This window comes from Streptomyces sp. NPDC008238 (assembly GCF_042956445.1).
In the GTDB taxonomy this organism is placed as follows: Bacteria; Actinomycetota; Actinomycetes; order Streptomycetales; family Streptomycetaceae; genus Actinacidiphila.
Genome location: NZ_JBIBGK010000050.1, coordinates 14,495 through 29,894 on the forward strand (window position 1 = coordinate 14,495; position 15,400 = coordinate 29,894).

Sequence of the window (15,400 nt, forward strand, 5' to 3'; positions counted from 1 at the left end):
CTTCGCGGCGGCTGACAGTTTTTTCCACCAAGCGGGTCCCGGTGTGACTGCACCATTCCTCGTGTGCCCTGCTGTAACTCCGGGGGTGGGGATCTCAGTCTGGACCGGGACCGCCCCGGCTGCTGCCGCAAGGTCTGCGCTCCGATGCGATCTGGCGAAGTGACCCTGATCGGGCGGGTGAGCGTTCACAGCCAGCGTTTGCGACGCAGGGTGCGGTAGATGACGGTGCAGATGAGGGCTGTCAGTACAAGAACTGCTGGGTAGCCGTATCTACTTCTTAGTTCGGGCATGTAGTCGAAGTTCATGCCGTAGATGCCGACGACCAAAGTGGGGAAGGCGACCAGGGCTGCCCAGGCGCTGATGCGGCGCATGTCAGCGTTTTGCTGGACGTTGAGCTGGGCGATACTGGCGCCGAGGATGCCGCTGACGAGGTCCTCGAAGGTGATGATCTGCTCGCTGACCCTCTGGTGGTGATCGGCGACATCACGGAAGTAGGCGGGTACCTCGTCCGGTGCGTGCGAGGTCGAATGCTCGCTTAGCTGCTGTAGGGCAGGAGCAAGCGGCATCACGGCACGCTTGAACTGCATCAGCTCCCGCTTGAGTTGGTAGATACGGGCAGGGTCGACGGGGAGATGAGGCGAGAAGACCTCGCTCTCCAGGGCGTCGATGTCGCCGTCGAAAGCGTCGGCGACGTCCAGGTAGCGGTCGACGACAAGGTCGGCGATCGCGTGCATGACAGCGACCGGTCCGCGTCGCAACTGCTCCGGGTTTTGCTGTAGTTGACGAAGCACGTCCTCGAGGCGCGGAGCGCTGCGGTGACGCACGGTGATGGCGAAATCGGAGCCGACAAAGACCATGATCTCGCCAGTCTCTACGATGTTGCTGGACGCGGTGATCTTCTCGTGGTCGACGTAAACGGCCGTCTTCAAGACCAGGAACATCGTGTCGCCGTAGCGTTCCAGTTTAGGGCGCTGGTGGGCGTGGACGGCATCTTCCACGGCAAGAGGGTGCAGGTCAAAGAGGTCTGCAACCCGCTGGATCTGGTCGGCAGTGGGCTCGTACAGACCGATCCAGGCGAACCGCCCGGCTTGTTCGTCTCGCCGATCCACGAGCGCATTCAGGTCCATGTGGCCGGGCAGCCGACGGCCGCGCTCGTACAGAGCGCACTCTTCGACCGCCGATGGCAGCCCCGTGCAGTCCGTGTCCTGTTGTGCCATCTACTGAGCCGGCTCCTTATTCGAGGTATCCAAAGCAGCGTCTACCCGGCCGCGATCTGTCCTCACTGCAGTGGGCCCGGGCATGGCGTTACCACTCGGCGGCAGGGTGCGGTCCGCGCTCGCTGCCCTACGGTGCGCGGCCGGCTTGTGCCCCGGGCCGCGGGTCAGTGGCGAGACGGTGCGGAAGCCGCAGACGCGCGATGCTGTCGGCGTGCTGCCCGATCTGGTCGGTTTTCCCGCGATCCTCCCTCCTCCCGTCCGTGCGGTGCGGCTTCCAGCGAGGAAGTCAGTTGGTGTGCAGTGCCGTGTACATGGCGCTGGTTGCTTGTTCCATCGCGCTGGTCGTGGCTTCGGAACACCAGAGGGGGTTAAGCATCATGAAGTCGTGAAGGGTGCCGTTGTAGCGGACGCTGGTGGCGCGAACACCGGCCTGCGTAAGCTTTCGGGCGTATGCCTCGCCTTCATCCCGCAGTACGTCGCTCTCGTCGGTGATGATCAACGCCGGCGGCAGTCCCTGGAGCTGCTCCAGGCTAGCCCGGAGCGGCGAGGCGGTGATTTCCGCCCGCTCCGCCGGGTCGGTGGTGTAGCAGTCCCAGAACCAGGCCATGGCCGTCGCGGTGAGGTACGGCCCATCCGCGAACTCGCGGTAGCTGTCTGTGTCCTGGGCAGCGTCCGTGACCGGGTAGTAGAGCGACTGGTGTACGAAGCTGACGTCGCCGCGCTGCTTCGCCATGAGGGTCAGCGCCGCGGCCATGTTGCCCCCCACGCAATCGCCGGCCACGGCCATGCGAGACGCGTCCAGTCCCTCCAGCGCGCCCTGCGTCATCACCCACTGGGCGCTCGCATACGCCTGCTCGATCGCCACCAGGTACCGGACTTCCGGGGAGCGGTCGTACTCCACAAAGATCACTGCTGTGTGTGCCATCACGGCCAGCTCCCGCACCAGGCGGTCGTGCGTGTCCGCGTTGCCGAGCACCCAACCGCCACCGTGCAGGTACAGCACAACCGGCAGATTGCCGCCGACGTTGACGGGCTTGACGATGCGCACCCGTACGTCACCCACCTCGGAAGGTACCGTGATCCATTTGTCGTGCACGTCGAACATTTCCACGGGCGCCCCCTGTAGGTCCTCGAGTACCTTACGAGCGCTCTCCGGACCCAGATCGCAGAGAAAAGGCGCATTCGCCGATGCCTCTGCGACTTCGAGGGCTGCAGCCTCGAGAACGGGATTATTCATGATCGAGATCCCAAGATCGGCGCTCTCACGCATGTGCTTTCGTCGTTACGACAAGAGAGGCTCCGGAAATGTGACGGCCGCCGGCGGATGTGCCCCAATGGGAAGATTCATTTTGTACTTAAAAATGGACGTGGTACAGGGTCCTAAGCCCCAGCACAAGCGTCGGATGTGCTCGTGCGGCCTGGCATTGCGCCTCGGCTCGCTGAGTGGGCAAGGGTCTCGATCTACGCCTGCGGAAGCAGGCGCATTCCCGAGCGCTCGGACCGTGACCGCTGGCCTTCACAAGCGTCGAAAGCTTGCGGCGGCAAAGCTGCGGGACTGCTTCTTGCGCCGTACGTGATCACTGACGACGGGCGCGACCTCTCGCCGACACGTGGATCTGTCTACGGGCAGGCCGACAGGTTGAGCATCACTGGGGGTGGGGCAAGCGCCCTGGCAGTCAACGTGCACAGAGGAACCATCGTGCCGGGTCTGAGTGCCAGCGGCGCGGCGCCCAGAGTGCTGACAGCGCGGCGACTCGGCAGCCAAGTCCAATGATCTGCAACTCCAAGTAGCAGGCTGCTGTTCACCGCTCCCGACGCGTGGAAGGGTCGTACACTTGCGCGCGTTGTCCGGTCGGGTATCGGAAGGCAGGGTCTGTCTCGTGCAATGAGTGCCCGAGCAGACCTTGATGGAGCCATATGCGTAGGGAGTGCCCCATGAGAACGATCAAGCGTGCCGGTGCCTGTGCTGCGGTGACGCTGACCTGTAGCTCCACGGCATCCGCGCAGGACAGCCTAATCGGCAGCTACTCCTCCCAACACGAGTGTGCGGCGGCGAAGTAGGTCTGGTCTGGCTACATCATGGACAAGTGGTACGTGTGTGACCCGCGTCTGGGATCGCATTCGCCTGTACGGGTCTTTGTTAAGACTACTGACATGTAATGCGTGATGTCGTGGGGTGCTGACAGGTCGTGATCGTCGCGGTACACCACGGTCATGAGGTACGCGCAGGGTGGCGGGCTGACTGCCGAGCGGAGGGCTTTTCGCGAGCAGATCCGTCTGGACGCGGGTGAGATGTTCGCGGCTGATAGCGACAACGCCGAGGTGGCGAAGGTGCTGCGGGTGCATGTGCGCTCGGTACAGCGCTGGCGGCGCGAGTGGGCCGAGCGGGGTGAAGCGGGCCTGGCCTCGAAGGGGCCCGGGTCATTGCCCAAGCTCAGCGACGAGTTGTTCGTGAAGCTGGAGGCGGCCTTGGCGTTGGGGGCGGTGGCGCACGGCTGGTCCGATGAGCGCTGGACGCTCGCGCGGATCAGGACGCTGATCGGGCGGATGTTCCACAAGAGCTACACCGTGCCCGGGGTGTGCCTGTTGCTGCACCGGCACGGCTGGTCGCCCCAGGTGCCGGCTCGCAGGGCCGTGCAGCGCGACGATGAGGCGGTCGCGTCGTGGGTGAAGGAGACCTGGCCGGCCATGGAACCACCGCGGCGGCGCTCGGGGCCTGGACTGTCTTCGCCGACGAGGCCGGGTTCTCGATGACGCCGCACACCGCCCGCACCTGGTCCTGCACAGGTGTTACCCCGGTGATCCGGGTCAACGGTGGCAGCAGGCGTCACCTGTCCGTGGCCGCGCTGTGTTGCTACAAGCCTGGCGAGCGGCCGCGGTTGGTCTTGCGGCACACCGGTGACCGGCGGGTCGACGGCCGCAAAGGCTTCTCTTGGAAGGACTTACGAGACCTGCTCACCGCCGCCCACACCAAGCTCGGCGGGCCGGTCGTGCTGGTCTGGGACAACGTCGGCCTGCACCTCAGTCGCGCGATGCGGGCCTGGGCCACGGCTCGGGAGTGGCTCACGGTGTTCCAGTTGCCGGCCTATGCACCAGACCTCAACCCCGTGGAAGGGATCAGGTCCACCGCAGTTCGCCGGGGCCTACGCCAGATCCAGTACCGACCCACCATCATCACCGGCTGCCTCATCGGCACCGGCCTCGCCACAAACCCCGGCGACATCAGGCATTAATCCTCAGTAGCGCCGTACGCCGGGACTGACCGGCACGCTGGGCGAAGCGCATGATGGTCGAGGGGACCCCGTGTCCAGAGCGACCGCGTCGGCAACGGCCGCGTCAACTACTCGGGCCGGCACTAGCGCTGCGGTGTGAACCTCCAGCACATGCCCGATCGATGTTGCAAAATTGCGTGCATCTCTCAGATCAGTGGCGGTCGACCCCGAGCTGCACGTGGTCACTCGGCCGCAGTTCAGAACCGCCGAGTGCGTCGTTCTGAAGCACTCGCCTGCCGAGATATATGTGTGCCGCGCTGGATTGCGGGCGGGGTGCAGGCTGCCCCGGGGCCCCACGGATTCCCTGTCCCGGACCAGCCTGCATATGTAACGACCAGGTAGCTAGTCGTCTTGTGACGGAAGCGCGTGAGTCGTTCACCCCCGGCCGTTCGCTGTATGTGCCCGGAGGGAACCGAGGAACACTTCATGAGGCGCGCTCGGGGTGCACAGGTGTCCTGAATGATGGGAGCCCCGGCTGGCATCGCGCCCCGGCCGCCGAACGGGCTGGACCGGTCATCAAAGTCCTGTCGGTTATGCCAGAGCAAGGTTCGTCGCTGCCGATGTCTGGGGTGCCCCCCCGGCACCACGTCGTGCGGCATCAGCGCGGTCCAAGTTAGCGATGAGTAGGTCCGAGCATCCATACCAGTCCAAGTCACGGACCGCGGTAGGTAAGGCCTCCGCGGTCTCGGCGGATGCTGCAGCGCTAGGGCATGGCTGCCGTGCAGGTTCGGCGCAGTCGCGCTGCTGCGCATTCAGGGACGGACCGTCATGCGCGGGCCGTGTCGTAGGTGTTCAGACGCCCGCACATGCCGTGGCGCGCGAATTCCGTCGCCCTGGACAGCACGTGCAGTTCCGCGGTGCGCAGGTGATCCGCGGTGCCGATAGCGAGAGCATCGAGGGCGGCTCCGGTCTCGTCGGCAAGTCGGCGGGCTCCTTGCTCCCAACGGCGCCGCCAGAGCGGAATGTGGGGCTGGACGATTCCGATCGCCGTCCGGTAGAACTCCGCCAGCGCGCTCGGCCCTCCGGTGTCGTAGGCGCTGCGCAGGGTGGAGAAGCCTTCCAGGGCGAGGTCGCGCCGGCGCATGGCCGACGGTGTCTGTGCCTCGCCCTCGCCGGTGAGGGCGGTCGCTTTCAGGTAGGACGCCTGGTCGGCGAGATGCTCAGGCGGAAGGGTGAGGACGGCGTCACCGGCTTCGGGCAGGCCTGAGTTCGACATCAGGGTGAGGATTTGCAGGCCGCCGTGGTTCACCAGGCGGTGGATGGTGCCTGGGTCGAACCAGACCACCGCACCGGGCTGGAGTGCCGTCTCGGCGAATCCTTGTGAGTTGAGCGTCTGCACGGCACCTGAGCCGGCGATGACGTAGTATCCCTCCGAGCATGCGAGGTGTACGTGCGGGGTCCCGCCGGTGAGACCGTCGGGGGCCTGGAGGTCGTACACCTTGAGCAGCGAGATGCCGATCCCTCCTGGCAGCGCCGGCTCTGGGCCGGTTGCAGGTGACGTGCCCGCTGCTTCTCCGTCGAGTATGCACATGGTGGCCTCCTTGATTCGTGTCCGTAAGGTGTGAAGGTCTTGTTCCGGTCACGCACGGCGATGTTCGTCTTGAGGACAGGTCGATTAATCGGTGTCAGCCCGTCGGCTGACAGATCCGCTGCTGCATGGATCGGCGCCTCGACCAGTCGGGACTGATGCGAGCGGCATCGTCGGTCACAGCGTGGCCAGTCGCCGGTCGACGGCCGCGGCACTGAAGACGTGGTCGCGTACCACCGCGGTGGCTCCAGCGATGGCAGCACGATCGCCCGGGTGAGACGTCGCGATGGCGAGGTGTCGGGTCGCCAACGGCTGGGTTCGCGCCAGCAGCGTCTCGTGGACGCTGTTCACAAACGTGTCACCGGTATCGGCGATGTCGCCGCCCAGGACGAGGCGCTGGGGGCGCACTAGGCTCACTACCATGGCCAGGACTTCGCCGAGGAGTGCACCAGCCGTGCCGATAGCGGTGAGCGTCTGTCGATGGCCCTGCCGGGCGAGGGCGACGATGTCCCGGCCGGAGCCGGCCTCCACCCCGAGTGCGCGCAGACGTCGGCAGATCGCCGAGCCGCTGGCGCCGGCCTCCAGACAGCCCACCGCTCCGCAGGCGCAGACATCGGTGACGCCGGGAACACGGATGTGCCCGATGTCCCCCTCCGTACCGTCCGCGCCACGCAACAACCGACCGCCGATCACCAGGCCCGATTTGAGGCCGGTACCCACCTTGACGAAGATGAGCGATGTGGTGTCCGGCCCTGCCTGCCCGCATGCGCCGAGCGCCATCAGGTTGGCGTCGTTGTCGAGCAGCACCGGGACGGCGAACCGCCGACCAACGAAGGTCCGCACGTTGAAGTCGTGCCAACCGGGCATCGCCGGAGGCCGCAGTACTCGACCGTTCCGGAAGTCGACCGGTCCGGGTAGCCCGATCCCGATGCCGCAGACGCTCGCAGCGGTACGCCCGGCCCTGTCCATCAGCGTGTCGAAGCAGTCGCAGATCCGAGACAGGGCGCGGTGCGGACCGGTGTCGATTCTGCTGTCCACGACACGTTCGGCCAGGATCCGGCCGGCCGCATCGGTGACCGCCACTGTGCTGCGGGTCGCCCCGAGGTCGGCTGCCAGAATGGTCGGCGTTTCGTCGTCGAAGCTCCAAGTCACCGACGGACGTCCACCGGAGAAGGAGGTACCGCCCTCTCGCAAGTAGCCGGCAGCGACCAGCTGCTCGAGCCGGGCGGTAACGGTGGCGCGGGACAACTCGCTGACCTCACTCAGTTCCCGACGGGTGGAGACCCGGCCCCGTCGGAACAACTGCAGCAATTGGCCTGCACTGTTCGGTGAAGGCGGCCGTCCCACTGCTCGTCAACCCTTCTCTGCTCCTGAGGTGAGTCCTTCGACCAACAACCTTTCGCTGGCGAAGAACAGGATGATGATGGGCGCGGTGAGCACCACCGAGCCGGCCATCAGCACGGTGGTCGGGATCTCGATACTCCCGGACAGCTGGGACAAGCCCAGCGATACTGTCCAGCGGTCCCGTTGCTCCACGAGGAACAGCTGAGCGAACAGGAACTCGTTCCAGGCGATCATGAAGACGTACAACGCGGTGGCCATCACCGACGGCTTGGCCAGGGGCAGGCTGATCTTGCGGATCACTTGCAGCCGCGTGCAGCCGTCGACCAGCGCAGCCTCCTCCAGGCTGGTTGGGATGGTCGCGAAGTAGCCACGCAGCATGTAGATGGCGACCGGCGCGGTATGAGCGACATAGACGGCCGCGAGCCCGAAGAGTGATCCACGCAGTCCCATGCGTGTGAAGATGACGAACAGCGGCACCGCCACGATCACGGCAGGAAACAAGTAGACCGCAAGGAACAGGGCGCTCACCTGGCGCCGCCCGCGGAAGGCGATGCGACTGATCGCATAGGCCCCTGGTATGGACGCGAGTAGCGTGACGACCACGGTGACGAGGGAGAGCAGCAGGCTGTTCCCGATCAGCGTCAGGAATCCCTGGCCGCCGGCATCGACGGACTTCAGGACGCGTTCGTACGCATCCAGGGAGACGGTGCTCAGATCCACCCACAGCGACGCAGGGTTGAGCAGGACTTCGTCGATGCTGCGTACCGACAGCAGCAGCATGTAATAGAACGGGATCGCGGAAGCGAGGACGAAGCAGGCGATCGCCACCCAGCGCAGGACGCGCAGTACGGCGGTTTCGATCCGCTCGCGGGTCCATGGCCGACGGGGCGGCCCGGCCGATACGTGATCCACTCGGCTAAGCCTTGAAGTTTCGCGGACAGTGGTTGTCACAGTTCCACCGCTTCCTTTCTACGGCCGACCCACCACTGGAAGACCAGATAGCCGACGAGGACTAGGGCCAGCACCGCTGCCTGCGCCGATGCGGCGCCGACGTCCTTCCGGGCGGTCAGGAAGTCGAACACTCGGACGCTGACAACCTCGGTTCCGGCGCCGCCGCCGGTGAGCAGGTACACGTCGTCGAACTTGTTGAAGGTGAAGACGAACCGCAGGGCGAAGAGCACGCCCATCGTGGGGAGCAGCTGCGGCAGGATGATGTGCCGGAAGGTCTGCAAGGGCGAGGCGCCGTCTACTCGAGCGGCCTCTTCGATGGATGCGGGCACGGCCTGGAGCCGGGCCATCATGAACAAGAAGGCGAAGGGGTAGTACCGCCAGATCTCGAAGGCGATGACAGTGAGCAGGGCGGTGGAGGGCTGGGACAGGAACGGCACCGAGTCGCTCCACCCCAGGTACCGGGTGCCCCACTCGTTGACGATACCGAATTGCGGATTGAGCATCACCGACCACACGAAGGTGACGGCGACGACTGGGGCGACGTACGGGAGCAGCATCAGCGCCCGTACAACGGACCGGCCGCGGAACGGCCGCCGGACGACGAGTGCGGCGATGACGCCCACTGCGATGGAGCCGGCGGTCGATCCGAGCGTGTAGAGCAGGGTGGTCCACAGTGCTGAGTAGAACCCCGAGGACGTCAAGACCTCTCGGAAGTTGTCCAGCGTGAACGTTCCGAAGAATCCCGCATAGCGGATGTTCAACAATGTGACGTGCTGGAAGGCCAGTGAGATCGTCCAGGCCAGGGGGATCAGTACGACCAGCAGCACCACGATCAGCGTGGGGGTGACGAGCGCGAGGCCGATCCTGGCATCGCGCTCGCTGAGGCTTCTGCGACGAGCCGCCATGGCGTGCTCTCCCTTCGGTGGTGCTACTTCAGTGACTCGGCGATTTCAGTGACCGTCGCGTCGGCCTGCTCCGCTGCCTCCTGCGGTGCCGTTCCGTTGACGATGTCGTTGACGGCCTTCGCCACCGGGAGCTGCCCGTTGGCGGCTCCGACCAGTGCGCCCTGTCCCTGGCTGAAGCCCCAGGCGGAGACCTTGTCCGGGCCTGTGATCAGGGTCTGGATCACGTCTGCGGGATAGAAGTCGGTGAGCGGAGCCTTGTTGTCCACTCCGGCCTTCAGGCCGCCCCATGCCCTGATGAACTTCTGCGGTTCGGCCTGGGTCCCCTTGCGTACCGGGACCTTGCCCTCCGGTGCGATCGCCAGCCAGTCGATGTACCCGTCGTTCATCATGTACTCGACGAACTGCTTCGAGGCGGGGGCGTTGCCCTGCTTGGTCACTGCCCATGACGTGACACGGCCGTACTGCTTGGGCTCGCCGGAGGGACCGCTGACCGGTCCGACGATGCCGGTGTTCTTGGCCAGGTATCCGCGGTCCTTCTTGCACTCGGGGCATGTCGGCAGTGCGTCGTTGCGCAGCCCGGCGAGCTCGTCCAGCAGGAACGAGGACCAGACCACCATCGCCGCCTTGCCGGCGAAGTAGTTCGCTCGGGTGGTGTCGACGTCCTGGTTGCCCTTGGGGGAGTACGTGCGGGACAGGTCACCGTAGAAGGTGAAGGACTCCGTGCAGGCCGCACTGTCCAAAGTGGCGGTGCCCTTCCGGTCGACCATCTCGCACCCGTTACCGAGCGCCAGGTGTTCGAAGGGCTGGTCGGTGAACGGGTCGCCGGCCTTCGTCGACAGGGCAATGCCCGCAGTGCCGCCACCGGACAGCTTCTTGGCGGCGGCCATGATCTTGTCGTAGGTGTCCGGCGTGCCCAGGCCGGCCTTGGCGAACAGGTCCTTGCGGTAGTACAGCAGCTGCGTCCAGGCGTCACCGGGCACGGCGATCTGCTCGTCGCCGTTTCGGGTGAGGCTCAGCGCGGCGGGTGAGAAGGTGTCACGCCCGAGGTCGTCGACGATGTCGCCGGAGGTCTTGGTGTCCAGCAGTTCGCTCACCGACATGGACTGCACACCCGCCGGGCTGAGCGCCGCGACGACGTCGGGCAGAGTGCCGCTGGCAGCGGCGGTGGTGACGATCTGATCGAACTGGCTCTCCGCGACGGCGACGAGCTTGACCTTGATACCGCTCTTTGCCGTGAACCCCTTGATGATCTCTTTCGTCGCGGCGACCCGGTCCTCCACGTCTTCCACCGTCCACACGGTGATCTCCTTGGCGACCTCGGAGTCCCCGGCAGAGTCGTCGGGAGGCGCGCTGGTGGTGCAGCCGACGGTCAGTGCGAGAAGGAGTCCCGCGGTGAGTCCACTTCTGATGTTCAATGCGATCCACTCCTGTGTGTACGGCGGAAAGAACCACTCGCGCCAGATGGCCGTGCTGGAGGCGTCTGTCGGCGGTAGAGGTTGGGTCGGTTAACTGCGCTGCTGCCGCTGTTCGGCCTGAAGACGGGCTGTCCTCAGACGGACCAGTCGATGATCACGCCAAGGTGGCTGGCGGGTTCCTCAGCCAGCATGTGGAACGCGGCAGGGCCCTGTTCCGGTGACACCACGTCCGTAATGAGCGAGTCGACCTCGAGGGCTCCGTCGCCGATGAGTTCGAGGATTACCCGCCGGTTGGCGGCCTCCGTCCACCTGTCGTGGACGGTTCCGGTCTTCGGCGCGGTGGAGACATGGGCGCCGATGACGCTGAGACCCTTCAGGTGCAGTGAGGAGTATGGATCGAAGTTCGCCACCTGCCCACGAGTGCTGCCCAGCAGGATGACGCGGCCGCCGCGAGCGGCGAGCTCAAGGGCTGGCACAAACGCTGACGGGGCTCCGGTGGCCTCGATGACTACGTCGAACCCGCCCGGAGCCAGGGCCTCGAGCCGGTTGCCCGAGCCCTGGTCCGCCGGGTCAACCACAAGGTTCGCACCGGTCGAGTGTGCTGCCTCGCGGCGTTCGGCCAGCAGCTCCACCATGGCCAGGCGGTGAGCGCCGTCGAGTCGGGCCATCCGCGCCGCGAGCAGACCGACGATTCCGGCTCCGACGACGGCGACTGTCTCTCCGAGCTGGATGGCTGCCGGCCGGACGGCGTTGAGAGTGATGCAGGCCAGCTGAGTCATGGCAGCCTGCCGGGCGGTGACGCCGTCAGGGATCGTGGTCATGCGTGCCAGCCGTTCCGGCCGGTCCTCGATCGCGTAGGAGGCATGGGGCAACGGCCCGCAGATCCGATCGCCGGGCCGGAACCGGTCCATGCCGTCTCCGACCGCCTCCACGACACCGGCGAAGGAGTACCCAGGGTAGTAGGGCTCGGTGCTGGTGAGCGTCCGCTGGGTGGTACGTCCGAGGTAGTTCGCGACTTCTGTGCCCGGGCTGATCAGTGTCGCCTGGGCTCGCACCAGGATGCCGCCCGGCGGGGGCTCACTCAGTTCGTGGCTTTCCAGCTCCATCTGGGCCGGCTTGTGGGACGTGAGCCTACTGGCATGGATCACGGTGCTGTTCCTTCGTCGGTGGTGATGGTGGTTCGCGCGGCTTGCTGGGCGCTCTCGCGCAGGTAGGCCAGGCTTTTACGGGCAACTGTCTCGGGGCCTGGGCTCTTGTCGAACGCCTCGACGGACACGTCGCCGTCGTAGCCGACCTCGGACAGCGCCTGGAAGATGGGGACGAAATCGGTGCTTCCGAAGCCCGGTCCGCCGCGATTGGCGTCGTTGGCCTGGAAGTAGGTGAAATACGGTGCCGCAAGCTGGATGAGTTGCGGTACGGGGTGCCGTTCATCGCTCATGCTCTTCACGTCGAGCACCATGCGGACGGCGGGCGAGTCGATGCATCGAACGACGTCGATGACCTGCTGCGTTGTGTTCAGCAGGTCCGTCTCGGCGGTGGGCAACGCCTCGAGGCACACCGTCATCCCGAGCTCGCGTGCGGTTTCACCCCAGTCGGCGAAGACTTCAGTGGCCCGGGCGAGGGTGTCCGCTTGGGTGGCGCCGGGCGGCGTGCTGCGTTGGGCGGGTGAGCCGAACACGAGGACGCGGCCGCCGAGATCGGAGCACAGGCGGGTCAGCATCCTCAAATGGCTGAGGGTGCGTTGCCGCCGATCGGGTTCCGCCGCCCCGACGTGCAGATCGATGGTCCCGGCCAGAAGCCAGTGCAATCCGGTGACGCCGAGGCTGTAGCGGCTGAGCAGGCGCCTGACGTCTTCGACGCGCTCTGGCGACACTGTGCCGCTCGCGTCGGTGAGGGTGTAGGGCGCCAGTTCCACGGCCTGGTAGCCGGTCTCGGCGATGAGTCGGAAAGCGTCGTCGAGCGGTCGATCGTCCAGGAGTTCATTGCAAATCGCGAAGCGCATGGTCACCCGCTCCGCTCGGCGACGTACTCGGCGTAGCGGTCGGCGACACGGCCGGCGGTCGCATCGCCGGCATGCAGGAGCAGGCGATATGCGAAGGTCACCGACTGTCCCGGATCGAGGACGAGACTGCCGTCCCTGTTCTGGCCGGGGTAGAAGTCCCCATAGCCGAACGGATTGGCGGCAAGCAGCCCGTAACCACGCACGTGCCAAGGCGTCGGGTGACGAGGGTTATCAGGATGATCGAACACCGCGACACCGACGACTTCGCCGTCCACCATGCCTGAGTAGTCGCACCACGCGGCGGGATGCCCCCAGCACTGTGCTTCGCCGACACCGCCCTCGGAATTTTCGATGCGGCCACCGTTCGTCTCCTCCATCGAGGGCGCCACACGGATCGCCACCATGCCGGCTTCCTTGGTGTCGCCGAGTCGGACAGGGCCGTCGACCGGGGTGAGGGTGGTGCGGACGTCAATCAGCCGGGACCCGTCCGAGGTGGGGCCGTGAAGACGGAGAACACGAGACTCGCCCAAAAGTGGCATCGCGTTGTTGTTCAGCCACTCCAGGCTGTGGCGCAGACGGACGGCGCCCGGCTCCTGGACCAGCTCATCGAGGGATCGGTGGACGATCCGGCCATGCCCCGCAAACTCGGTCCAGAGGTCCGCCCCGTTTACATTGCGATGGCCAGTCCACACGCCGCGGTGGTGGGGGTGGTCGGCGCCCTCGGCAGCCGGATGGTGCCTGGTGATCTGCCGGTTACCGGGCCCTACCACGTTGGACAGGTAAGGACGAGGCTCCGCCGACCCGAAGTGGTAGGTCCCGAAGGGCGCCTCGCCCAGCGTCACCCGAATCGTGGAGGTATCCGCATCGAGGAACGCAGTTGGTTGGTCGATCACTTTGGCTCCGTTCGCCGACGGCAAAGGTGTGTCTAAAGGTTGTGGTGGCGATTGACAAGACCGGGGCGCCGCCCGTACCCGGGGCACGTGGACCCAAGAAGGTGGCGAGGTGCCGTGCGTGAGCACGAGCCGGAAGGCCTGCGGGCCACGGCCGATCGGATGCGACGAGACACTACACGGAAAGCGAATGTTTGGTAAGCGCTTACCGACGGTCAGTCGTGGCACCGTGTCACACGATGCATCGCGCGGCGAGGCGGCGAGGTAGATCCGTTGAAATCTCATTGTGCCTGCGCTATGGCTCACGTGAGCTTCGAGGATCTGTGCTGGCCCGAGCGCTGGCGGTGACCGCTATCGGGCCGGCTGGTAGGCAAGCGACCCGGGCACCCTTCCAGGCCGCCGGCTCCATCTGGCGCGCGCTCGGCTGGGCGGCGAACCGGCGGTTACCGGGTGCTTGAGCCGACTCGACGTTCCGCTCAGCTCTGCGGTACCCCTGTGGAGCCGCGGACCATCAATTCCCCCGCAACCATGGAGACGCCCCCCGGAGGTGGTTCCTCGCGGCCCATCGCGATCCTTCCCGCCCGGGCGCCCGTTTCCGACAGCGGCAGGCGTATCGTCGTCAGTGCCGGTACCGCATCGCTTGCGAACGGCAGGTCGTCGAAGCCTGCGACGGACACGTCCTGCGGGATGTGCCGCCCCGAGTCACGCAGAGCCGCGCATGCACCCAGGGCAACGGTGTCATTCGCCGCCACGATCGCCGTGATTGTCCCGTCCCTGCGTAGGAGTTCCAGCGTCGCCTCGTAGCCGGAGCGTCGGTCGTAGGGCCCGTGCAAGGTCAGCCCGGGCTTTTCCTCAATCCCGGCCGCGGCCAGAGCAGCTCGGTGTCCCTCCAGCCGGTGCCGGGTCGTCGTGCCCTGCGGAGGTCCCGCGATGTAGCCGATGCGCCGGTGTCCCAGCCCGATCAGGTGCTCGGTCAGCCGCTGTCCTCCACCACGGTTGTCGAAAGTGAGCGCGATACCCTCGGCCACCGGCGGCCGCCCGCAGAGCACCACGCGAGTCCCCGCAGCGGCCAGTTTTCGCAGCCTGCCGTCCACGGCTTCGATGTGAATACCGTCCCCCACTGCACCGCCCGTCAACACCACAGCCGCCGCCCGTTGCCGCTGCAGTAGCGTCAGGTAGGTCAACTCGCGTTCCGGAGACGCGCCCGTGTTGCACACCACGGCGAGCCGTTCGGCGCCCGTCCTCCCCGTGGGCCCTCCGATTTCCGACTGGATGGCGCTTGCCATGATTCCGAAGAACGGATCCGCGATGTCGTTCACTATGATCCCGACCAGGTCAGATGTGGCGGCTGCAAGGGCGCTCGCCGGTCCGTTGAGTACGTAGTCCAGGTCTGCGACCGCGCGCAGCACCCGTTCCCGCGTAGACGCCGCCACGGGATAGTTACCGGCCAACACGCGCGAGACGGTCGCAGGCGAGACCTGTGCGCGCGCGGCCACGTCAGCCAGGGTTACCGTCATCGTCGTCCTCCGGTTCGCGCTTCTGGTCCGGGAGCGGTCACTACTGCCGTCACAGCCGCCTCGCTCTCCCAGTCCTTGACACTGTGTATCTCGTGACTGGCACAGTCTTGTTGAAAGTGCCGTACAGAGGTTAGCGTTTCCGCATAGAAAGCGCTTGCTCTCCTTGTGTTGGCCACGAGGTCCAGCACACACGAAGGGAACGATGTGACACGTAAGACCGTGCGGATCGCCATGAACGGCGTCACCGGACGTATGGGTTACCGTCAGCACCTCGTCCGCTCGATCCTCGCCCTGCGCGAGCAGGGCGGACTCGACCTCGGTGACGGCACGGTGCTGTGGCCGGAGCCCGTCCTCGTCGG

General features: G+C 66.0%; 12 protein-coding genes and 1 pseudogene. 2 read left to right on the forward strand and 11 right to left on the reverse strand.

All coding sequences use genetic code 11. From position 1 onward, the window contains the following. Window positions 1-185: 185 nt before the first annotated feature. Together ACFZAU_RS40790 and ACFZAU_RS40795 are read right to left on the reverse strand one after the other, a co-directional pair. Window positions 186-1,217: a magnesium and cobalt transport protein CorA gene (locus tag ACFZAU_RS40790; RefSeq protein ID WP_500556429.1), complete on the reverse strand. Its 1,032-nt coding sequence runs from the start codon at window positions 1,215-1,217 to the stop codon at window positions 186-188. Between the two features lie 286 nt (window positions 1,218-1,503). Beyond that, a complete protein-coding gene (locus ACFZAU_RS40795) occupies window positions 1,504-2,454 on the reverse strand; it encodes an alpha/beta hydrolase (RefSeq protein WP_500556443.1) in 951 nt (316 codons plus the stop codon). A gap of 977 nt (window positions 2,455-3,431) precedes the next feature. Between ACFZAU_RS40795 and ACFZAU_RS40800 the strand changes: the two genes are divergently transcribed. Next, window positions 3,432-4,450 (forward strand): IS630 family transposase gene (locus ACFZAU_RS40800; RefSeq protein WP_500556430.1). Its coding sequence is split into 2 segments (ribosomal slippage): window positions 3,432-3,878 and window positions 3,881-4,450, totalling 1,017 coding nucleotides; the frame shifts between segments, so codons are not numbered across the junction. An 805-nt stretch (window positions 4,451-5,255) separates the two neighbouring features. Here the strand turns inward: ACFZAU_RS40800 and ACFZAU_RS40805 are convergent. The 9 genes from ACFZAU_RS40805 to ACFZAU_RS40845 form a co-directional block, all read right to left on the reverse strand. Continuing rightward, complete coding sequence (locus ACFZAU_RS40805) at window positions 5,256-6,020, reverse strand: cupin domain-containing protein (protein ID WP_500556431.1); 765 nt, start codon at window positions 6,018-6,020, stop codon at window positions 5,256-5,258. Window positions 6,021-6,194: 174 nt separating this feature from the next. Further along, complete coding sequence (locus tag ACFZAU_RS40810) at window positions 6,195-7,328, reverse strand: ROK family transcriptional regulator (protein WP_500556432.1); 1,134 nt, start codon at window positions 7,326-7,328, stop codon at window positions 6,195-6,197. Window positions 7,329-7,370: 42 nt separating this feature from the next. Beyond that, entirely contained in the window at window positions 7,371-8,273 is a 903-nt protein-coding gene (locus tag ACFZAU_RS40815) for a carbohydrate ABC transporter permease (protein WP_500556433.1), read from the reverse strand. A 35-nt stretch (window positions 8,274-8,308) separates the two neighbouring features. After that, complete coding sequence (locus ACFZAU_RS40820; protein WP_500556434.1) at window positions 8,309-9,217, reverse strand: carbohydrate ABC transporter permease; 909 nt, start codon at window positions 9,215-9,217, stop codon at window positions 8,309-8,311. Window positions 9,218-9,240: 23 nt separating this feature from the next. Continuing rightward, window positions 9,241-10,632 (reverse strand): ABC transporter substrate-binding protein, encoded by a 1,392-nt coding sequence (locus ACFZAU_RS40825; protein WP_500556435.1) that lies wholly within the window; start codon window positions 10,630-10,632, stop codon window positions 9,241-9,243. 134 nt (window positions 10,633-10,766) lie between these two features. Further along, entirely contained in the window at window positions 10,767-11,780 is a 1,014-nt protein-coding gene (locus ACFZAU_RS40830) for a zinc-binding dehydrogenase (protein ID WP_500556436.1), read from the reverse strand. Further along, window positions 11,777-12,634, reverse strand: a complete 858-nt coding sequence (locus tag ACFZAU_RS40835) for a sugar phosphate isomerase/epimerase family protein (RefSeq protein ID WP_500556437.1) — start codon at window positions 12,632-12,634, stop codon at window positions 11,777-11,779. Before ACFZAU_RS40835 ends, ACFZAU_RS40830 begins: the two co-directional genes overlap by 4 nt. Window positions 12,635-12,636: 2 nt before the next feature. Further along, window positions 12,637-13,527, reverse strand: a complete 891-nt coding sequence (locus tag ACFZAU_RS40840) for a DUF6807 domain-containing protein (protein WP_500556438.1) — start codon at window positions 13,525-13,527, stop codon at window positions 12,637-12,639. A 473-nt stretch (window positions 13,528-14,000) separates the two neighbouring features. Continuing rightward, on the reverse strand, window positions 14,001-15,041 hold the full coding sequence (locus ACFZAU_RS40845) for a LacI family DNA-binding transcriptional regulator (protein WP_500556439.1): 1,041 nt from the start codon (window positions 15,039-15,041) through the stop codon (window positions 14,001-14,003). 204 nt (window positions 15,042-15,245) lie between these two features. On the opposite strand from ACFZAU_RS40845, the pseudogene ACFZAU_RS40850 reads away from it, so the two are divergent. Then, window positions 15,246-15,400, forward strand: a pseudogene (locus tag ACFZAU_RS40850) (Gfo/Idh/MocA family protein); the annotation flags it as partial.